17 protein-coding genes, 1 pseudogene and 1 riboswitch are annotated in these 20615 nt (G+C 65.6%); of the genes and pseudogenes, 10 read left to right on the top strand and 8 right to left on the bottom strand.

Features of this window, described 5'->3' with window-relative positions; all coding sequences use genetic code 11:
* Window positions 1–17: 17 nt before the first annotated feature.
* From CK220_RS15190 to CK220_RS15180, 3 genes are read right to left on the bottom strand one after another with little or no spacing between them, the layout of a single operon-like run.
* Window positions 18–683 carry an HAD-IA family hydrolase gene (locus tag CK220_RS15190; protein WP_095812314.1) on the bottom strand — a complete coding sequence of 222 codons (666 nt, stop codon included), beginning with the start codon at window positions 681–683 and terminating at the stop codon, window positions 18–20.
* The gene (locus tag CK220_RS15185) at window positions 680–1939 is read right to left on the bottom strand and encodes a Tm-1-like ATP-binding domain-containing protein (RefSeq protein ID WP_095812313.1); all 1260 of its coding nucleotides are present in this window, start codon (window positions 1937–1939) and stop codon (window positions 680–682) included. The genes CK220_RS15190 and CK220_RS15185 overlap by 4 nt, the downstream gene beginning before the upstream one ends.
* Window positions 1940–1966: 27 nt before the next feature.
* Complete coding sequence (locus CK220_RS15180; protein WP_095812312.1) at window positions 1967–2734, bottom strand: IclR family transcriptional regulator; 768 nt, start codon at window positions 2732–2734, stop codon at window positions 1967–1969.
* A 177-nt stretch (window positions 2735–2911) separates the two neighbouring features.
* Between CK220_RS15180 and CK220_RS15175 the strand changes: the two genes are divergently transcribed.
* The 4 genes from CK220_RS15175 to CK220_RS15160 all read left to right on the top strand — a co-directional run bounded on the left by CK220_RS15175 (window position 2912) and on the right by CK220_RS15160 (window position 7643).
* Window positions 2912–4357 (top strand): APC family permease, encoded by a 1446-nt coding sequence (locus CK220_RS15175; RefSeq protein WP_095812438.1) that lies wholly within the window; start codon window positions 2912–2914, stop codon window positions 4355–4357.
* Between the two features lie 60 nt (window positions 4358–4417).
* Entirely contained in the window at window positions 4418–5605 is a 1188-nt protein-coding gene (locus CK220_RS15170) for a cytochrome P450 (protein WP_095812311.1), read from the top strand.
* 2 nt (window positions 5606–5607) lie between these two features.
* Complete coding sequence (locus CK220_RS15165) at window positions 5608–7098, top strand: aldehyde dehydrogenase (protein ID WP_095812310.1); 1491 nt, start codon at window positions 5608–5610, stop codon at window positions 7096–7098.
* Window positions 7099–7256: 158 nt separating this feature from the next.
* Window positions 7257–7643, top strand: a complete 387-nt coding sequence (locus CK220_RS15160; RefSeq protein ID WP_095812309.1) for a VOC family protein — start codon at window positions 7257–7259, stop codon at window positions 7641–7643.
* 168 nt (window positions 7644–7811) lie between these two features.
* On the opposite strand, the gene CK220_RS15155 is transcribed toward CK220_RS15160, so the two are convergent.
* Both CK220_RS15155 and CK220_RS32475 read right to left on the bottom strand, forming a co-directional pair.
* Window positions 7812–8324, bottom strand: a complete 513-nt coding sequence (locus CK220_RS15155; RefSeq protein WP_245429216.1) for an IclR family transcriptional regulator C-terminal domain-containing protein — start codon at window positions 8322–8324, stop codon at window positions 7812–7814.
* A 131-nt stretch (window positions 8325–8455) separates the two neighbouring features.
* Window positions 8456–8557 (bottom strand): annotated as a pseudogene (locus tag CK220_RS32475) (helix-turn-helix domain-containing protein); the annotation flags it as partial.
* Between the two features lie 161 nt (window positions 8558–8718).
* Here CK220_RS32475 and CK220_RS15150 point away from each other — a divergent pair.
* The 6 genes from CK220_RS15150 to CK220_RS15125 all read left to right on the top strand — a co-directional run bounded on the left by CK220_RS15150 (window position 8719) and on the right by CK220_RS15125 (window position 17713).
* Window positions 8719–10110, top strand: a complete 1392-nt coding sequence (locus tag CK220_RS15150) for a transaminase (protein ID WP_095812308.1) — start codon at window positions 8719–8721, stop codon at window positions 10108–10110.
* A 174-nt stretch (window positions 10111–10284) separates the two neighbouring features.
* Window positions 10285–11685: an SWIM zinc finger family protein gene (locus CK220_RS15145; RefSeq protein WP_095812307.1), complete on the top strand. Its 1401-nt coding sequence runs from the start codon at window positions 10285–10287 to the stop codon at window positions 11683–11685.
* Window positions 11682–13127 carry a DUF5691 domain-containing protein gene (locus CK220_RS15140; protein ID WP_095812306.1) on the top strand — a complete coding sequence of 482 codons (1446 nt, stop codon included), beginning with the start codon at window positions 11682–11684 and terminating at the stop codon, window positions 13125–13127. The genes CK220_RS15145 and CK220_RS15140 overlap by 4 nt, the downstream gene beginning before the upstream one ends.
* 19 nt (window positions 13128–13146) lie before the next feature.
* Window positions 13147–14226 carry an AAA family ATPase gene (locus CK220_RS15135; RefSeq protein ID WP_095812305.1) on the top strand — a complete coding sequence of 360 codons (1080 nt, stop codon included), beginning with the start codon at window positions 13147–13149 and terminating at the stop codon, window positions 14224–14226.
* A 3-nt stretch (window positions 14227–14229) separates the two neighbouring features.
* On the top strand, window positions 14230–16488 hold the full coding sequence (locus CK220_RS15130; RefSeq protein WP_095812304.1) for a DUF5682 family protein: 2259 nt from the start codon (window positions 14230–14232) through the stop codon (window positions 16486–16488).
* Window positions 16481–17713, top strand: a complete 1233-nt coding sequence (locus CK220_RS15125) for a VWA domain-containing protein (RefSeq protein WP_095812303.1) — start codon at window positions 16481–16483, stop codon at window positions 17711–17713. The genes CK220_RS15130 and CK220_RS15125 overlap by 8 nt, the downstream gene beginning before the upstream one ends.
* 23 nt (window positions 17714–17736) lie before the next feature.
* On the opposite strand, the gene CK220_RS15120 is transcribed toward CK220_RS15125, so the two are convergent.
* The 3 genes from CK220_RS15120 to CK220_RS15110 form a co-directional block, all read right to left on the bottom strand.
* Window positions 17737–18399, bottom strand: coding sequence for an MgtC/SapB family protein (locus CK220_RS15120; RefSeq protein ID WP_245429214.1), 663 nt, complete (start codon window positions 18397–18399; stop codon window positions 17737–17739).
* A 242-nt stretch (window positions 18400–18641) separates the two neighbouring features.
* The gene (gene fba / locus CK220_RS15115) at window positions 18642–19706 is read right to left on the bottom strand and encodes a class II fructose-bisphosphate aldolase (protein WP_095812301.1); all 1065 of its coding nucleotides are present in this window, start codon (window positions 19704–19706) and stop codon (window positions 18642–18644) included.
* Window positions 19707–19864: 158 nt separating this feature from the next.
* Window positions 19865–20332: a 6,7-dimethyl-8-ribityllumazine synthase gene (locus tag CK220_RS15110; RefSeq protein WP_095812300.1), complete on the bottom strand. Its 468-nt coding sequence runs from the start codon at window positions 20330–20332 to the stop codon at window positions 19865–19867.
* 77 nt (window positions 20333–20409) lie between these two features.
* Window positions 20410–20558, bottom strand: a riboswitch (FMN riboswitch).
* Window positions 20559–20615: the final 57 nt, after the last annotated feature.

Raw genomic sequence — 20615 nt, 5'->3', positions numbered from 1 at the left:
GACTCCGGGTTTTCCTGTCATGAGAGCCTCAGGCCGAAATGGCCGAGCGCCTCGGCATAGCTTTGCGCCGGTCGGGCGACGTCGAAATGAACCGTGAGCATGCCGGCCGCAATCGCGCCGTCGACATTACGCTTCTGATCGTCGACGAAGGCGCAGGACGAAAGCGGCAGGGTCAGCGCCTCGCCGACCATCGCATAGGCGCGAGCATCGGGCTTAAGGATTTTGGTATAGGTCGCGTCGACGATCGTTTCGAACAGCGCAAGCAGCGGCAGCCGCTCGCGGAAGGATTTGCCGTAGAACAGGTCGAGCTCGTTGGAGAGGACGGCGAGCCGCACGCCGGCTTCATGCGCCGCGCGGATCGCCTGCTCCGCTTCGGGCCTGATCACGGCCTGCGGGTCGGCGCCGCGCGCCCGTTGCACGAAGGTCGACATATCCTGCCAGTCCTCGCCGACCAGCCGGCCGACCTCCCGCGTGCGCGTCTTCCAGTAGTCGCGTTCGCTGATCTCGTCGGCCTGCATCGAGCGCCAGAGCGCATCGGAGGCGGGGTCGAACGGCCCGCGCCAGCCGAGCGTGCCGTGCTCGAGCCCGAGCGCCTGCTCGGTCAACGCATGTGTCTCGAACAGCGTGCGGGTGACGACGCCGCCGAAGTCGAGCACCAGCGCCTGCGGCTTCGCTCCGCTCATGCCGCTTGCCTACCAGTCACGCCCGGCGGAACGATGCCCTCGGCCACCCAGCGGTCGAAGATTTCCAACGCCTTGGCGCAGAACGCGGCGTCGTTGATGTGGCCGGCGATCTCGTGCAGTTCGGCATTCTGCGGCACGTTTGCGCGCATCTCCTCGATAAAGGCCGAGAGCGCTTCCGGCTCGTAAAGCGGCTCGCCTTCCCGGTCCCATTGCTGGATGCCGCCGGCCGGCAGGATGAAGGCGGTCGGGCCGGTCGCCGTGCTTAGCTTCTCACCAATGGCGCGCGCGATTTCCTGGCGTGTCGCGCCGTCCGAAGTCACTGAGGCGAGCAGCCGGTTATGCGCGTGGTAAGGCCGCTCGCTGAAGCGGGACGGCACGGCCTGCCAGGTCGGGAAATCCACCATGTCGACGGCGCCGGGCGCGACGATCTGCGGGATGCCTTGCCGGCCGGCGTTCTCCAGCCGGTCGGTGCCCGAATTCACCACCGAGCCGGTGAGCTGGTTGGCGAGTTCCTGCAGGCTGAAATCGAGCACTGCGACGAAGCCCTTCTGCGCCGCGATCGCCTCGAGCGCGCGTCCGCCCATGCCGGTCGTGTGGAAGACGATCACCTCGTAGCCGCGCTTTTCCAGTTCCGGCTTCAGCGTCACCATATAGTGCAGGCAGCTTTTCCCCAGCGAGCTCATGCCGATGCGCGGCTTCGCCAGGTCCGGCTTGACGACAGCGCGCGCGGCGCCCACCACCGCGCCGCAAGCCTGCGACAGCACCGCCTTGCAGGCGCTGTTGAGGCCATAGAGGCCACCCGCCCACAGGATCATCATCAGGTCGGCGGCGATGCGCTCCGGCGGCAGGAGATGCGAATAGGCGATCGTCGAGACGACGAATTTCGGCACGCCGAGCGGCAACGCCAGCGCCACATCGAGCGCAAGGTCGGTGCCCATCGAGCCGCCGAGCGCGATGACGCCATCGATGTCGCCCTTGTCGTGGAGCGAGCGGGCAAGCCGCGCGGCGCCGAGCGCCATCAACGTCATCGCGGTATTCTCGTCGCCGCTGGCGATGATCGCCTCAATCGTCGTGTCGGCCGCCCGCGCCAGGGCATGCCTGTCATGCTCCGGCTTGTAAGGCGGGTCTCCGAGCACGCTGACGTCCATCATCACCGCAACGCCGTCGACCGCCTCGATGCGCTCGCGCATGAACAGCAGCTCGTCGGCCTTGGTGTCGCCGGTGCCGATAACCAGGATTCGGCGTTTCTCCTCCACGTCAGTCTCCTCGCTGTCGCTTGTTGGTTATGATGCCCGCTTCTGGCCGGGCTGCCGCCCGAACAGCCGCTCGCCGATCTCGCGCGCCGCGACGATCACGCTGGCGCCATGGCGCTCGATATCGCCTTTGTGGATGCGCACCCGAGGCGCGGCGATGGCGATGGTGCCGATGGCGAAACCGTCGGCGCCGAGGATGGGAGCGGCGACGCTGAGCACGCCTTCCTCATACCCTTGCGAGCCGGTCGAATGGCCGCGGGCGCGGGCTGCGGCGACATGTTCGGCGAGTGTGTCCACGTCGGCGATTGTATAAGGCGTGAATGCTGGCAGCGGCCCGGCGAGAATGCCTTCGCGCACTCGCTCTTCGGTAAAAGCCAGGAAGGCGATGCCCGAGGCCGTCGCATGCATCGGCAGGACATCGCCGAGCTGCACGCTGACACGGTTGGCCTTGGCCGATTCGATGACCTGGACGGTGATCAGGCCGCGCTTCGAATATTCCGAGAGATGCACGGTCTCGCCGGTCTCTGCCGCCAGCGCCTCGACCACCGGCGCGGCCATGCGCAGGAACGGAAACTGCGCTTCGCGCATCAGCGCCAGTCGCGCGATCCCGGCGCCCAGCCGGTAGAGACGCGTGGTCTCGTCCTGCTCCACCAGCCCATGCGCAATCAGCGATACCAGCAGCCGCCGTGTCGTCGCCTTGTCGAAACCGGCGCGCCGGGCGAGATCGGCAAGCGCCGTCTCGGGCGCGCCATGGCCCAGCAGTTCCAGCAGCGAAACGGCCTTGGCCACCGTGCTCATCGCGTCTCCGCTCCTCCCTGAGATAGTTAACGTGCGAATTAACTTGACAGCAAGTCGATTCCTTTGCAAGTCTAATATCGAAATGAGGTTGCAAATAATGAAATGCACATAGGCCCGCCAGAAGGCCCTCGGCATCTCAGGGACACTTGGTTTCCGCGGCGCGGAATGGAGGGAAAAATGACCATTGTTGAAGCCGGTGAATTGAACCGGCTGAGGAAGAACAGCCTTGGCATCGGCGCCATCACCTTCATGGTGATTTCTGCAGCCGCGCCGCTCACGGCTGTCGCCGGCGGCACGCCGCTCGGTATGCTGATGGGCAACGGCGCCGGTTTTGCCGGCACCTATCTGATCGTGACACTTCTGCTGCTGCTGTTCGCGGTAGGCTATGTCGCTATGTCGCGCCACATCGGCAATGCCGGCGCCTTCTATGCCTATGCCGCGCGCGGTCTGGGCGGCCTCGCCGGCGGCGCCACCGCGCTGATCGCCATCCTCTCCTACAACGCCATGCAGATCGGCGTCATGGGCCTGCTCGGCGCCGCGACTGCCGGGCTGTTCGCCGGCTGGGGCATCACGCTGCCCTGGTGGGTGTGGAGCTTCATTGCCATCGCCATCGTCGCCGTGCTCGGCTACCGCCAAGTCGACCTGTCGGCCAAGATCCTGACGGTTCTGGTACTCGCCGAATACATCGTCGTTTTGATCCTCGATCTCACCATCCTCAAGACCGGCGGCGACAGTGGCCTGTCGGCCGCTCCCTTCAGCTGGAGCCAGATCACCAGCGGCGCGCCGGCCATCGCTATCCTGTTCTGCTTTGCCGCCTTCATCGGCTTCGAGGCGACGACGATCTATGCCGAGGAGGCGCGCGACCCCAAGGTCACCATTCCGCGCGCCACCTATTTCTCCGTCATCCTGATCGGTCTCTTCTACATGATCACCGCCTGGCTGATGGCGGTCGGCGCCGGGGTCGACAAGCTCTTGCCGTCGCTGCAGGCGCTGCAGGATCCGACCACCTTCCTGTTCGGCCTCTCCGACCGTTATGCCGGAACGCTGCTCACCCACGCCATGAGCATCCTCTTTGTCTCCAGCCTGTTCGCCGGCGTCCTGGCCTTCCACAACGCAGTCGCCCGCTACATCTACGTCGCCGGCCGGGAAAAACTCCTGCCGCACACCATTGGCGTCACCCATTCGGCGCATCAGAGCCCGCATGTCGCCTCGGTCATCCAGACGGGGCTCGCCGTTGTCGTCGTCGGGCTTTTCGCCGTGCTCGGCCTCGATCCGGTGCTTGCGCTGTTTTCGTGGCTCACCAACGTCGCCACGCTCGGCGTCATCGTGATGATGGCGGTGGCTTCGCTCGCGGTCGTGATGTACTTCCGCGCCAATCCGTCGCGCCAGGAAAACGCGTTGAAGACTACGATCCTGCCGGGCCTGACCTTCGTCGCCTTCGTCATCATCATCTACCTGATCGTCATCAATTTCGGCAGCCTGTCGGGCGCCGGCGGCTTCCTCGGCGTCTTCCTGCCGGCGCTGGTGCTGATCGCAGCCGTGGTCGGGCTGGTGCTGGCAGGCGCCCTGAGGAGCCGCGATCCGGTCGCGTTCGAAAGGCTCGGCCAGCCACTGAAGGATTGATGGACAGAAGGGGCCGGCGGCTGCGCTGCCGCCCCTTTTTCACCCAACGGGAGCAGCGGCATGAACTTTGCCGAGAGCATCACTGTCGAGGCGCTTGAGGCCGATCCGTATCCGATCTATGCGGAACTGAGGCGCAGCGCCCCGGTCGCTTTCGTGCCGGCAGTCAATCTCTGGTTCGTCACCCGCTGGAAGGATGTCGAGAGCGTCGCGAAATCGCCAGACATTTTCTCGGCAGTTGTCGGCACCTCGCCCGTCGAGCGTTCCTTCGGCAAGCCGACCATCCTGACCACGGATGGCGAAGTCCATAAGGATCTACGCCAGGGCGTCGATCCGAAATACCGGCCGCGCACTGTCGCCTCCTACGCCGGCGACCTCGTGCGATCGATCGCCGAACCCTATCTTGACAAGATCGCCGAGCACGGGTCGGCGGAGCTGATGGCAGACTATTTCGAGCCGGTATCGACGCTGAGCCTGGCGCGCTCGCTCGGGCTCGCCGACGTCGACATGCCGACCTTGCGGCGATGGTTCTACGGCCTCGCCCAGGGCGCCATCAATTTCGAGAACGATCCGAAGCGGCAGGAGATCGCCGACGCGATCAGTGCCGAGGTCGGCGCCGCTGTCCGTCCGACGCTGGAGCGGCTCACCCGCGAACCCGACGACTCGGCACTATCCCACATGCTGCATGATGGCATGCCGGAGGGCTCCACCCGCCCGATCGAGTTCCTGATGCCGACCATCAAGGTCATCCTGCTCGGCGGCATGCAGGAGCCCGGCCATGGCGCCGGTTCCATCCTCGCCGGCCTGCTCACTCATCCCGCTCAACTGCGTCAGGTGCTGGGCGATCTGGACACCTTCGTGCCGAAGGCGGTCGACGAGGGCCTGCGCTGGGTGACGCCGATCGGCACGCAGACGCGCCAGACCACACGCGACGTCGAGCTTGGCGGCGTCACCATTCCCGCCGGCGCGCCGGTCGCGGCATTGGTCTCCTCGGCCAGCCGCGACGAGAGCCGTTTTTCCGATCCCGACCGCTTCGACATCACTCGCGACGAGGGCAACCACGCGGCGTTCGGCTTCGGCCATCATTTCTGCTCGGGCCGCTTCTTCGCCCGCGAGCAGATGTGTCTTGCGCTACGATTGCTGCTGGAGCGCTTTCCGGACCTGAGATTGGTGCCTGGCAAGGAACCGGTCTTCCGCGGCTGGGAGTTCCGCGCGCCGGCGGCGCTTGACGTAGCCTTTGGAGGCAATTGACGATGATCGCCCAGGACACCATCGACACGCTGCGCAAGGCGGAGGTCGGCGCGCGGCATCTGTTCATCGATGGAATGCAGGTGGATGCGCAGAGCGGCGCCAGCCTGCCGGTGATCTCGCCGATCGACGGCCGCCCCTTCGCCAGCATCGCCGATGGCGGTGCTGCCGATGTCGACCGCGCCGTCGTCTCGGCACGCCAAGCGTTCGCGAAGGGCTCCTGGTCGCGCGCAGCACCGGCCTTCCGCAAGAAAGTGCTGACGAAATTTGCCGAGCTGGTCGAAAAGCACGCCGACGAACTCGCCGTGCTCGGGGTGCGCGACAACGGCACCGAGATCAACATGGCTTACAAGGCCGAGCCGCTCTCTGCCGCCGGCACCATCCGCTACTACGCCGAGGCGATCGACAAGGTCTATGGCGAGATCGCGCCGACGGCCGACACCGTGCTCGGCCTGATCCACAAGGAGCCGCTTGGGGTCGTCGGCGTCATCGTGCCGTGGAATTTTCCGCTGATGATCGGCGCCTGGAAGATCGCGCCGGCCTTAGCTGCCGGCAATGTAGTCGTCGTCAAGCCGCCGGAGATCGCCTCGCTCACACTGCTGCGCCTGGCCGAGCTCGCCGCCGAGGCCGGGCTGCCGGAAGGTGTCTTCAACGTCGTCACCGGTCGCGGCTCGGTCGCCGGCGAGGCGCTTGGCCTGCATATGGATGTCGATGCGATTGCCTTCACCGGCTCCGGGCCGGTCGGCCGCCGCCTGCTGGAATATTCCGCCCGCTCCAACCTGAAGCGTGTCTTCCTCGAGCTCGGCGGCAAGTCGCCCAACATCGTCTTCGCCGATGCGCCGGACCTGAAGCAGGCGGCGGTCGTCTCGGCCAACGGCATCTTCCGCAATTCCGGCCAGGTCTGCGTCGCCGGCTCGCGGCTGCTCGTCCAGGCCTCGATCTACGACCGCTTCATGGGCGAGCTTCTCAAGGCGACGACGAAGCTGAAGGTCGGCGATCCGCTCGATCTCGCTAGCGACATCGGCGCCGTGTCGAGCGCCGAGCAGCTGACCAAGAATCTCGGCTTCGTCACAAAGGCAGCGGAGGAGGGCGCCCGCCTCGTCACCGGCGGCGAGCGCATCCTGACCGAGACCGGCGGCAGCTACATGGCGCCGACGATATTCGAGAACGTGACCGAGACAATGCAGCTTGCCCGCGAGGAAGTGTTCGGGCCGGTGCTCGGCGTCATGCGCTTCGATACCGAGGAGGAGGCGGTGCGCCTCGCCAACGCCACCGTCTACGGTCTCGCCTCCGCCGTGTGGACGTCGAACCTGTCGACCGCGCATCGCATGGTGCGCGACATCAATGCCGGTATCGTCCACGTCAACACCTATGGCGGCGCCGACATCACGGTACCGCTCGGCGGCTTCAAGCAATCCGGGTTCGGTCGCGACAAGTCACTCCACGCGATCGAGAAATACACTGACCTCAAGACCGCGTGGATTTCGCTCGGATAACCCTCCCGCTTGAGGGCGCTTGAGGGAGGGTGGCCGGACTTTGTGGGAAGATGCTTGCCCAACCCGGCAAGGCCGGTGTCGGCACCTAGTTGCGTCAAGGCATACCCGATGCGACTGTGCTGCATCGCCGTTATCGACGCTTACGTGAGGCCAATTTGATGCTCCTGGCTGTCCATCATGTCGCAATCATCTGCAGTGACTATGAGACCTCCAAGCAGTTCTACACGAACAAGCTCGGTTTCGTCGTTCTTGCCGAAAACTGGCGCCCCGAAAGGCAGTCTTGGAAGTGCGATTTGCGCCATGGCCCCATCCAGCTCGAGTTGTTCAGTTTCCCAGATCCGCCAAGCCGGCCCAGCAGGCCCGAAGCCTGTGGATTGAGACATGTTGCATTCGCGGTCGCCTCGGTAGAGGCAACAGCTGGGCTGCTTCGGTCACGAGGCGTCGAGGTGGAGCCCATCCGAACAGATCCCTACACGGGACGATTGTTTACCTTCATCGCCGATCCCGATGGACTCCCGATCGAACTTTACCAGGACGGTGTTTGACGGTGAGGAATTCGACCGCGAAATCCGCCGGGCTGCGGAACGCGAAGCAATTCGCGGAGGAGGCAGATGGTGAAGTCGGGCTCGGAGAAGCTGGGCCACGACGCCACCTGCCATGGGGACCACGCCGGCAGCAGCTGATCATTTTTTCGCCGCAACGGTGGAAATGAGTTATGCCTCGCCGGTCAGCCGCGCCGAGATCAGCCGCGCCGCCCTGATCGCCGCCTCGCCCTGGCTGGCCGCGACCGCGTCGTCGACGCGCGAGACAGGGGAGGCGATCGACAGCGTGCCGACCGGCTGGCCGTCAGCGCCGAGGATCGCCGCACCTATGCTGTGCACGCCGTCCTCAAAGCCCTGCGAACTGCGTGAATAGCCGCTTGCCGCGGCAAACGCGATGGCTTTGGCCAGCGTGTTCGGCCCGGTCATCGTATGCGCGGTGAAGGCCTGCAAGGGCTTCTCAAGATAGGCGCCGACCACTTCCAGACGCGACGCGGCAAGGAAGGCGATGCCCGATGCCGTGCCGTGCAGCGGCAGCACCTGGCCGACATCGACATTGACACGGTTGGCCTTGGCCGACAATTCGACAAGCACCGTGAGCAGCGCGCCGGCGCTGAATTCAGACAGATGTACCGTCTCGCCGGTCTCGAGCGCCAACTCCCGGACCACCGGCGCGGCGAGCCGCACGAAGGGAAATGCGCATCGCGGATGCGCGCGAGCCGCGACAGGCCGGCGCCCAGCCGGTAGCGGCGGCTCCCCGGTTCCTGCTCGATCAGCCGATGGGCGGCAAGCGCCATCAGGAGGCGCCGGGTGGTAGCCTTGTCGAGGCCGGCGCGGCGGGCGAGGTCGGAGAGCCCGATCTCCGGCTCGCGCAGCGTGAAAAGCTCCAGCAGCGACACCGCCTTGCCCACCGTGCTCATGGAACATCCGCCGATATACTTCGCATGTGAATTAACTTGACAGCCGCCAATCCAGTCTACAGTCTGACTATAGCATGCAAAACAAAGGTTCAAATAGTGAACCGGCATAAGAGCGGTTAGCGCCCGGATTTTTGCGGCGCAATGGAGAGTTCAGCGCTGTGATGGCTGCCAGCAAAAACGATTTGCAAACCAGCACGATTGAGCATCTGCTCGACCGGGAGCAGGCGCGATTCCTCGACACGCACCCGCACTCGGCGGGGGCGTGGGAGCAGGGCAAGAAGCACTTCCTCTATGGCGGGCCGTCGCACTGGATGCGTCGCTGGGCCGGCGGCTTCCCGGTCTATGCCGCGTCGGCGCGCGGCGCGCATATCCGCGACATCGACGGCCACGACTATGTCGATTTCGCGCTTGGCGACACCGGTGGGATGTGCGGCCATGCGCCCGAGGCGGTGACGCGCGCGGCGCTCCACCAATTGCAGAACGGCACGACGATGATGCTGCCCACCGAGGACAGTCTCTGGGTCGGCGCGGAGCTCGCGCGGCGCTTCGGCCTGCCTTACTGGACGCTGACCACCTCGGCCACCGACGCCAATCGCGGCGCCATCCGCATAGCCCGCATGATCACCGGGCGCGACAAGGTGCTGGTCTTTTCCGGCTGCTATCACGGCGGTGTCGAGGAGGCGCATGTCGAGATCCGCGACGGCCGCATCGGCATGCGCAACATGATCCACCCGAACGGCGTCGACCATGCCGCTGTCTCCCGGGTGGTCGAGTTCAACGATGTGGCGGCGCTGGAAGAAGCGCTTTCGCATGGCGACGTTGCCTGCGTTCTGGCCGAGCCGCTGATGACCAATTTCGGCATGATCCAGGTCGCCGAAGGCTTTCACACCGCACTGCGCGAGATGACGCGCCGCACCGGCACGGTGCTGATCATCGACGAGACGCACACCATCTCCAGCGGCCCCGGCGGCTACACCGCGCTGCACGGGCTGCAGCCCGACATGCTGGTGGCCGGCAAGGCGATCGCCGGCGGCATCCCGGCCGGCATCTTCGGCGTCTCGCAGGAGATCGCCGAGCGGCTCTGGAAGATCGTGCCGATGGTCAATCCGCGCGTGCGCCAGTCAGCGCATCTCGGGATCGGCGGCACGCTGGCCGGCAACGCGCTGACCGTCGCCACCATGCGCGCGGTGCTGGAAGAGGTGCTGACGCCGTCGAACTTCGACCTGATGATCGCCAACGCTACGCGGCTGGCCGAGGCCGCGCGCGGCATCATCAGCGCCAACAGGCTGCCCTGGCATGTGACGCAGGTCGGCGCCCGCGCCGAGATCATGTTCATGCCGAACCCGCCGCGCAGCGGCGCCGATGTCATTGCCGGCCGCCGCGGCGACCTCGAGACGCTTTTGCACGCCTTCTACATGAACGAAGGCATCCTGGTGACGCCGTTCCACACCATGTTCCTGATGTGCCCGGCGACATCACCGGCCGATGTCGACCGCCATACGGACGTCTTCCGGCGCTTCGTCGATCTCGTCCGTGGCGCGGGCGCCGTCTGAGCGGAACCGGCGTCACCATGCGAGCCTGATCGTGGGGTCCACGCCTGACGACGAACAGGGCAACGCAACGTTAGACAAGGCGCCAACTTTTCAGCGGCTGGAGCTACACCAGCGCGCCGCAAACAGGTATCTATCGTCGCGACGTCATGCTTCGGGGGTCATGAGGGGAGCGGCTTGCAGCTGGATTTGAAAACAATCGAGGCGCTCGCGCCCGACCAGGCCTCGCTAGGCGCCGCCGCCAAGCTGACCAAGCGGTCGAACTGGCCCCGCCTCGAGACAAACGAACAGCTGGGCCTGATCTGGGGCGAATGCCAGGGCTCGGGATCGAATCCCTACCGCGTCGCATTCGATACCCGCGACCACGGCTACAAATGCACCTGTCCATCGCGAAAATTTCCGTGCAAGCACATACTAGGGCTGATGTGGATCGGCGCCACCGCGCCCGCCAGCTTCGATCGCGTCGACCAGACGCCGGAATGGGTCAATGACTGGCTCGGGCGACGCCGCAAGCCGGGCCAGCCGCCGACGCCAGCGCCGGCAGGCGCTGAAGGCAAAAGCATCGACGAGGCCGCACGGCCCGAGCAAAGCGCCCCGATCGAAGACGCCGCGGCCGCCGAACGCCGCGCGGCGGCGCAGCGCAAGCGCGCCGAGGACACGCGAAGTGCTGTGTCGGCAGCGCTCGACGAATTGGATCAGTGGCTTGCCGATCAGCTTCGGCTCGGCCTCGCCGGATTTGTCGACGCCAGCAGCGAACGCTGCCGCCGCATCGCGGCACGGCTTGTCGACCTCAAGGCGACCGCTTTGGCCGGGCGTATCGACGAGCTGCCCGCGAAACTGATGGCGCTGCGCAGCGAAGAGCGGCCCGACGCCGCGATCCGGGAACTAGGCAAGCTGGTGCTCATCGCCAAGGCGTGGCGTGCCGCGCCCGACGATGCCGAGCTGAAGCGCCTGGTCTCGACATCCGAGACACGCGACCAGATCCTTGCCAATCCGGATGCCGTCCAGGTCGAGAGCGACTGGGAGGTGCTGGGAGAGAAGATCGAGACGCGCCGCGACGGCCTGGTCAGCCACGCCACCTGGCTGCTCGACCTGAAAAGCCCAACTCCACGATTTGCCGTCCTGCTCGATTTCTTCCCGGCCTCGGCCGGGCGTCGCTCCGGCGCCTTCGCGCCGGGCGACCGCTTCAAGGCGAGGCTCGTCTTCTATCCGTCCCGAGTTCCGCTTCGCGCACTAGTCGCAGAACGCTTAGGCGATGCGTCGCCCGGCAATTGGCCCGATTTCGCACTGAACGCTGCCGGCGATCCGCTGGCCGCCTATGCAGCTTTCCAGGACGGCGCGCCGTGGCTGTCCGACTGGCCGATCCTCCTGCCGGCGGGCGCGATCGCGCTGGATGAGAAGGATGGCGCCTGGTGGCAGGCGGCGAACGATCCGCATGGCATCGCCCTGCCTGTCGCAGGCTCCGTCAACCAGACCTTGCTTGGCCTCGATTTGGAAGTCACGGCAGCGCTGTGGAACGGCGCCAGGCTCGAGCTTCTGGCCTCGCAAAGCAACATCGGAAGGCTCGATCTCTCATGAACGAGCTCGAGCAGGCAGGGCTGGCGAGGCTGCGCGACGGCTGGATATCGGGCGGCGCCGCTTTCGAATTGGCTCCCGTCGAATGGAAGGAATTCGCGGCTGCCTCCAACTCGGACGAGCAGGAACGTCGGCTCTTGGCGATCGCCGCGCAAGCGCTGGATGTCGCGCTTCGGCCGGCGGCGCCCAAAACCTTGAAACGCCGTCCGCCACTGCCGGTGCTCGCGCTGCCGATGCTTCCTGATCGGCTGCGGCCGCTGCTGCGTGCCGCATTGAAATACGCCGCTGATGCGAGGCTCAAGGCCCGCGTGGCCACACTCGTCGCCAGCCGAGGCTTCGTGCTGCATCCGATGGATTGGATGCCCGCTGCGTCGGATCAGGAAAGCCCAGACATCTATGCTCCCTGGGTCGACTGGCAAGCAGGCGCGGATGGCGACAGGCAGTCCCGACGAGGACAACTCACCGCTGAAACCTGGGATGATTTTTATCCTGCCGCGCGCCGTGCAGCTTTGGTCGAATTGCGGCGCACCATGCCTGCCTTGGCGCGGACGTTGATTGACACCAAGGGAGCAAGCGAGCCGGCGGAGATCAGGCTTGCGCTCGTGGAACTGATGCGCTTCGGCTTGAGTGCCGATGACGTTCCGTTTCTGAAGAACCTGTCCGCCGATCGCTCAGGCAAGGTGCGCGAAATGGCCGGCCGGCTCCTGGCAAGGTTAGGTGAACGTGGCACTCAAGCGGATGGCGGGTCGGAAGATCCGATAGCCGAGCTCGCCGGTTTCATCGAGGAGGGCAAATCAGGATTTATCCGCCGCCGCACCACCTACACCCCTATAAAACCCAAGTCGCCTGCGCAACAAGCGCGTCGCGCCGACCTGTTCGCATCCTGTTACTTCGGCGATCTCGTTGCTCGCTTCGGCAAGACAGAACCCGATTTCATTGGCGCATGGCAGTTCGGCGTCGATGACGGTGCCGATCTCTTTCTGGTTCGAATGATCGCAGTGTCCGGCAGCGATGCGGCGGTGGCCTGTCTGGCGGATTTGCTTGTCGCGGCTGGCGGCAGGCTGGCGCTTCGCGTCCTCCAGCTCATGTTGCGTCTGGACGGCGGCAGGAAGCGTGTCCTGATCAGGCAGATCCTGGATGACGGGCAAAATCTGGCAGCGCTCAACCTGGTCGAAGGCGCGGAAGCAGGCTGGCTGGAATGGAGCGACCTCGCAAAGAGCAAGACGATTCCAGCGCTGCGTTCGGCCATCTCGGGTGACAACGACGTCATGAAACGAAGCGCCGAGCAGTCTCTCGAAACCATAGGCTTTCTGGCCAATCCGGAGACGGCGGAAAATTTGATCGACGAGGTGGTCGCCGCCGGCCTGTCGCCCGCGTCCCCATCGCTCGGTCTGCTGCGGCTCAACGCGGCGCTGGCCGGAAACCCTTCCCAATCCGACAGATGATCAACCCGGAGAAGATCGCATGAACGCAGCCATCCGCCTTCCGGCCGAGCAGGTCTATGCCTCCGAACTGCAGGCGCTCGCGCGCGACGACGACCGCCAGAAGCCTGCCGGTTGGAGCTTGTCGCCCAAGGCCGTCCTCACCTACCTGATGGGCGGCAAGGCGAGCGACGGCACGCTTATCACTCCGAAATATGTCGGACGTCGGCAGTTGATGGAAACCGCGGTGGCGACCCTCGCGACCGACCGGGCGCTGCTCCTGCTCGGCGTGCCGGGAACGGCGAAGTCCTGGGTCTCGGAACATCTCGCCGGCGCCATCATGGGAAACTCGACCCTGATCGTGCAATGCACGGCCGGCACCGACGAGAACCAGATCCGCTATGGCTGGAACTATGCGCAGCTCCTGGCAAAGGGGCCGAGCCAGGAGGCGCTGGTGCCGACGCCGCTCTACCGCGCCATGCAGGAAGGCAAGCTCTGCCGCCTCGAGGAACTGACGCGCATGGGCTCCGATGTGCAGGACACGCTGATCACCGTGCTGTCCGAAAAGATGATGCCGGTGCCGGAGCTGAACACCTCGATCTACGCGCAACGCGGCTTCAACATCATCGCCACCGCCAACAATCGCGACAAGGGCGTCAACGAACTCTCCTCGGCGCTGAAGCGCCGTTTCAATGTCGTGGTGCTGCCGCTGCCGGGGGACATGGCGGAAGAGGTCTCGATCGTGTCCCGGCGCGTCGGCGAGATGGCCGGCGGACTGGACCTGCCGGTGCCGAAAAACGTCGGCGAGGAGATTGCGCGGGTGCTTACCATTTTCCGTGAGCTGCGCTCCGGCGCGACCGCCGACGGCAAGGTGACGCTGAAGACGCCGTCGGGCTCGCTCTCCACCGCCGAGGCCATCGCGACGATGATCAGCGGCCTCAGCCAGGCGGCCTGGTTCGACGGCGGCAAGCTCCACGCCGAAGGCCTGGCGCCGAGCCTGGTCGGCGCCATCGTCAAGGACCCGGTCCAGGACAAGGTCGTGCTCGAGGAATACCTCGAGACGGTGCTGAAGAAGCGGCCGGACTATGCCGGTTACTACGCGGCCCTCAACGCAGCCATTTGAGCCATGACGCAAGGCGGCATCAGCTATTTCGGCATTCGCCATCACGGGCCGGGCTCGGCCGCGAGCCTGGTTGAAGCGTTGCAGGAGTTGCGGCCGGCCGCCGTGCTGATCGAGGGGCCGGTGGATGCCTCGCCCTTGCTGCCGCTGCTTGCCAGCCCGGACATGAAGCCGCCGGTGGCGCTGCTTTGCTATCCCGAGGACGATCCCGCCGCGACGCGTTTCTGGCCCTTCGCCGAATTCTCTCCCGAATATCAGGCGGCGCTGTGGGCCGTCGCCAACAAGGCGGCGCTGCGTTTCATCGACCTGCCATCCGCCGCGCGGCTTGCCGACCAAGGGCCCGAGGGGTCGACCGACGCCGATGCGGACGAACCGGAGGCCACCGAAGAGCAGGGCGAAGTAAGCTCGCGGATCCTTGATCCGATCGGCACCTTGGCGCGCGCCGCCGGCTATGAGGACGGCGAAAGCTGGTGGTCCGATATCATCGAGCAGAATCCCGCGCCCGGGCCGATCTTCGCTGCCATCGCCGACGCGATGACGACGCTGCGCGACGGCGAGACGGCCATTGGCAAATTCGAGGCCATGCGCGAGGCGCATATGCGGCTGGAGATCGCCGCTGCGCGGAAAGAAATCTACGGGCCGCTGGCCGTCGTCTGCGGCGCCTGGCATGTGCCCGCCCTGCAAGCTGCGCATACGCAAAAGAGCGACCAGGCACTGCTCAAAGGCATCGGCCGGCGCAAGACCACGATGACCTTCGCCCCATGGACCGGCCCGCGGCTGGCGCTGGGCTATGGCTATGGCGCCGGTGTCGTCGCGCCGGGCTGGTGCAAGCACCTGTGGCAGACGCGTGGCCAGGATGACGCTTCGGTGCTGTGGCTCGCGCGGATCGCTTCGGTTCTCAGGGCGAAGGGCCATATGATTTCAACCGCCTCGCTGATCGAGGCGGAGCGTCTGGCGCGGGCGCTTGCCGCCTTGCGCGAGCGCCCGAAGCCGGGTTTCGAGGAACTGCGCGAGGCCTCCATCGCGGCGCTTTTCAACGGCGAGGCCTTGCTGTGGAAGATGGTCGAGGCCGAGCTGCTGCTCGGCGCCGATGTCGGCGAGATTCCAGCCGACACGCCGCTCGCGCCGCTGATCGACGACCTGCAGCGCAACCAGAAGGCCGCGCGGCTCAAGCCTGAAGCACTGGAGCGCGAGCTCTCGCTCGACCTGCGCAGCGAAAGCGGCCTCTTTCGGTCGACGCTTCTGCACCGGCTGAACGTGCTCGGCGTGAACTGGGGCAGGCTGACGGACGTCGGCCGTAGCCGCGGCACGTTCCGTGAGCGCTGGATGCTGGCCTGGCAGCCGGAATATGCCGTGCGCCTGGTCGAAAACCTGATCTACGGACCGACAATCGAGAAGGCCGCCAACGGCCGCCTTGTCCAGATGATCGGCGCCGCTTCGACGCTCGATGCTCTGGCCACGCTGGTGCAAAGCGCGATCACCGCCGCCTTGAGCGAGGCGTCCGCAGCCGGCCTCGCCGCGCTTGAGGAGAAGGCGGCGCATAGCAGCGAATGCCAGGAGCTCCTGGCGTCGGTGCCGCCGCTTGCCGACATCATCCGCTATGGCGAAGCGCGCACGACCGAGACGCAGCGCCTTGCCGGCCTCTTGGAGCGGCTGGTCATCGAAGGCGCGATCGCGCTGCCTTACGCCGCGCGCGATCTCGACGCGCAGGCCGCCGCGGCGCTGATGGCGGCGCTGCGCAAGGCCGACGAGGCGATCAAGCTGGTCGAGCCGGACGAGCATGTCCTGGATGCCTGGCGGAACGGCCTTGCGGCCGTGCTCGATTCGTCGCGCTCGACGGCGCTCGTCGCCGGCTGCGCCGCACATCTGCTCTACGAGGCCGGGCACCTCTCCGCCGAGGCCACGGCCGACCTCTTGGCAAAGCGGCTGTCGCCCGGAACGCCGGTCATCGATGCCGCCGCCTTTTTCGAAGGCTTCTTCAGCGGCGCCGGCCAGAGGCTGATCTATGACGAGGGGCTGCGCGGTGCCGTCGATGCCTGGCTGGCATCGCTGGACGAGGAAGCCTTCGTTGCGCATCTGCCGCTGCTGCGCCGCGTCTTTTCCAATCTCGACAGCATGGAGCGCCGCCGCCTGATCGAGGCCGTGCTCGGCCGAAGGGCGAGCCTGCCCGCTGGTCTGACGCCGGCGCCCGATGGCGGCGAGGCCTGGCGCCGGCATTTTGGTCTCCTCGGCAAGCTGCTTACGGGGGAGCCCAGCCATGGATGATGAAACGATCGGGCCGGACCTCGATCCTGCGGAGGGGAAGCGGGAGCGCCGGTGGCGCCTGGCGATCGGCGCCGACGATGAGTCCTCCTCGGCGCTGTCGACGGAGGATCGCCGGCTTTCGGCTGCGCTCGACGCGCTCTATGGCGATGGCAGCGGCGACGCCGGCGATCCGCGCAAGCGGCGTGGCGGGCTCGGCCGCTCGGCGCCGCGCGTCGCGCAATGGATGGGCGATATCCGCGCCTTCTTCCCTGAGCAGGTGGTCCAGGTCGTGCAGAAGGACGCCTTCGAGCGGCTGAACCTGAAGCAGATGCTGATGGAGCCGGAATTCCTCAAGGCGATCGAGGCCGACGTCAATCTCGTTGCCGATCTGGTCTCGTTGCGCTCGGCGATGCCGGAAAAGACCAAGGACATCGCCCGCTCGATCATTTCCGACATCGTCGCCAAGCTGATGCAGCGTCTCGAGCAGAAGACCGCCGAGGCGATCCGCGGCGCGCTCGACCGTTCCAGGCGCACCAACCGGCCGCGGCAGCGCGACATCGACTGGCCGCGCACGATCGCGGCGAACCTTCGCCATTACCAGCCAGACCACAAGACCGTGGTGCCGGAAAAGCTCGTCGGCTTCATGCGCCGCCAGCGTCGGCTGGTCGACCTCGACGAAGTGACGCTCTGCGTCGATCAGTCCGGCTCGATGGCAAGCTCGGTTATCTACGCCTCGATCTTCGCGGCCGTGATGGCCTCCTTGCCGGTCGTGCGCACCAAGCTCGTCTGCTTCGACACCGCGATCGTCGACCTGACGGAAGAGCTCAGCGATCCGGTCGAAGTGCTGTTCGGCGTCCAGCTTGGCGGGGGAACCGACATCAACCAGGCCGTCGCCTATTGCGCCGAGCGCATCGAGCGGCCGACCAAGGCGCATTTCGTCCTCATCACCGACCTCTACGAAGGCGGCAACGGCCAGGAACTGCTTCGTCGGCTGGCTGCGCTGGTGCGGTCGGGCGTCAATGTCGTTGTGCTTCTGGCGCTCACTGACCAGGGCCGTCCCGGCTACGACTCCTCCATGGCCGGCTCGGTTGCGGCGTTGGGCGTCCCGGTCTTCGCCTGCACGCCGGACCATTTTCCCGACATGATGGCGGCGGCGCTGCGCCGGGAGGACATCGGCGCCTGGGCTGCCGGCGCCGACATCAAGCTTGTTCGCGCCGACGCCGAAACGCCAGGCGCGGCCGAGTGAATTTGCTGAAGTGGCGGCGTCGCTCAGGACGGCTTTTCGCTGATCACCTCGAACCGCTCGACCGTGCAGTGCTCGCCGACAAGCGCCAGTGCGTCCGTCGAAGGTGAGATCGCGTCAGGCTGTTTCCATTGAACCATGAAGGAATACACAAAGCGATCGCGGTCGGTGTCGTGTTCCATGCCCATGAAGCGTGCCGAATAGCCGAGCGGGCGTACCATCTCCTGAAGGTCCGGCGGTGAATTCTTGGCCCACGAGACCGAGATGACCGCCTTGTGGTCACGCGAGATATTGAGATCGACCCATTTCAGGGCCTGCAGTGTCACCAGGGTCAATACCGTCGCAATCGCGCCGAGACCGAACTGGCCGCCGCCGAAGGCCAGCCCGATCATCGTCATGACCCACATGGTGGCGGCGGTGGTCACCCCGGTGACGAGATCGCCGCGCCTGAGGATGGCGCCACCGCCGATGAAGCCGACGCCGGTGAGCACGCCGAGCGGGAAGCGCATCACATCGATGCGCACGAATGAGTCCGGTCCCTTGCCGGCAATGTCGAGCAGCATGTTGGCCTGGACCATGGCGACGCATGCCGCGAGGCCGACCAGGATGGTCGTCCGCAGGCCCGCGGAATGGCCGCGCGCCTCGCGATTCAAGCCAATGAGGAAGCCCGCGACCAGTGTCAGCAACATCCGCGCAACGAGATCCGGCCAGGTTGGATGAAGCGGCATGTCGCAGCAGAGCGGCTCGAGCATTTCCCGTCGGCGACGCCGGTCGGCGCACCCTCCATTGCGTCAGGACAGTTCAACTAAGCTCGGCCATGGATGGTTCCTTGACCGATGCCGATGACATGGAGTTCCGCCGAATTGCTGCTGTGGGGGAGGGCGGGCGTGCTCCCGCGACCGGCTGGAACCCGGTCGCGGGAGGAGTTGGCTCAGCCGAACTTCGGGTCGAGGCTGCCGGACTTGTAGCGCTTGGCCATGTCCGACAACGGGATCGGCTTGATCTTCGGCGCGTTGCCGGCTGTGCCGAACTGCTCGAAGCGCTCCTTGCAGAGCTTCTTCATCGCCGCCATCGCCGGCGTCAGATATTTGCGCGGATCGAACTCGGAAGGGTTTTCGATCAGCACTTTGCGGATCGCGCCGGTCAGCGCCATGCGGTTGTCGGTGTCGATGTTGATCTTGCGCACGCCGTGCTTGATGCCACGCTGGATCTCTTCCACCGGCACACCCCAGGTCGGCTTCATCTGGCCGCCATATTTGTTGATGATCTCCTGCAGTTCCTCCGGCACCGAGGATGAGCCGTGCATGACCAGGTGCATGTTGGGCAGGCGGCGATGGATCTCCTCGATCACGCTCATCGCCAGCACTGCGCCATCGGGCTTGCGCGAGAATTTATAGGCGCCGTGGCTGGTGCCCATGGCCACCGCCAGCGCATCGACATGGGTGTCGCGCACGAACTGCTCGGCCTGCACCGGGTCTGTAAGCAACTGATCGTGGCTGATGGCGCCTTCGACGCCGTGACCGTCCTCCTGCTCGCCGCCGCCGCTCTCCAGCGAGCCGAGCACGCCGATCTCGCCTTCCACCGAGACACCGCCCCAATGCGCCATATCGACGACGCGGCGCGTGATGCCGGAATTATAGGCGTAATCCGCCGGCGACTTGCCGTCCTCCTTCAGCGAGCCGTCCATCATCACCGAGGTGAAGCCGTACTGGATCGCGGTGACGCAGGTCGCTTCGTTGTTGCCGTGGTCGAGATGCATGCAGACCGGAATGTCGGGATGGATCTCGACCAGCGCGTCGATCAGCTTGGCCAGTACGACATCATTGGCGTAGGCGCGCGCCCCGCGGCTCGCCTGGAGGATGACCGGCGACTTGGTCTCCTCGGCCGCCTCCATGATGGCGAGGCCCTGTTCCATGTTGTTCATGTTGAAGGCAGGCACGCCATAGCCGTGTTCGGCGGCATGGTCGAGCAATTGTCTCAGTGTGATGCGAGCCAACGAATAGTCTCCCGTATCTGGTTCTAGCCCGTGTTTGAAAAGACCGCCCGGGCGGGCGGCCCCGTTGCTTCTGGCCGGATTTCTAAGCTACCGCAACCTTTTGAAGCCTTTTCGGCCGCAATTCTTATTGCAGGGCTGAAATCCGGCCCAGATCGAGCCTAAGCGGCGATCCGCTCGCGCGCGGCAAGGATTTCGACGCAGGCCTTCGCCGCTTCCTTGCCCTTCACCAAAAAATGCTCGTGGAAGAAGCGGCGGTGCTCGGCGCTCTCATGGTAGTTGTGCGGCGTGAGCACGTCCGAGAGCACCGGCACGCCCGTCGCAAGCTGCACGCTCATCATGCCGTCGATGACGGCGCTCGCAACGAAGTCATGCCGGTAGATGCCGCCGTTGACGACGAAGGCGGTGCCTAAGATCGCGGCGTAGCGGCCGGTTTCGGCGAGCGTCTTGGCGTGCAACGGGATTTCGTACGCTCCCGGTACGTCGAAGATCTCGACGGCAAAGCCGCCGAGAGCGGCAAGCTCCGTCTCGAAGGCGGTCACGCACTGGTCGACGATGTCGGCATGCCAGCGCGCCCGGATGATGGCGACGCGGCGGATTTCTTTGCCTTTGGGGAAATGCTGATTCATGGGTCCTTCCTTCCGTTTCGAACCAGAATCAGGACGCACGACGCAAAAACCGGCCCGCCCGAGCGGACCGTCCTTGCATACGTTCTCTTCCATCCGGACTGTAACCGTCGGCTCCGGAATCGCACCGGATCTGCTGACCCTCCCGTTGCCGGGAGGCGCTCGCGGGCTTGAGGCACCAAGTGCTCTTACCGCCGGTGGGGACTTTCACCCCGCCCTGAGAACTTAACGCGGTTTGTATGAAGGGACGGACTATTGATGTCAATTGGCGCCGTCTATGGAGCGC

This window comes from Mesorhizobium sp. WSM3860 (assembly GCF_002294995.1).
Lineage (GTDB): Bacteria > Pseudomonadota > Alphaproteobacteria > Rhizobiales > Rhizobiaceae > Mesorhizobium.
This window is presented reverse-complemented; position numbering and strand designations above follow the sequence as displayed.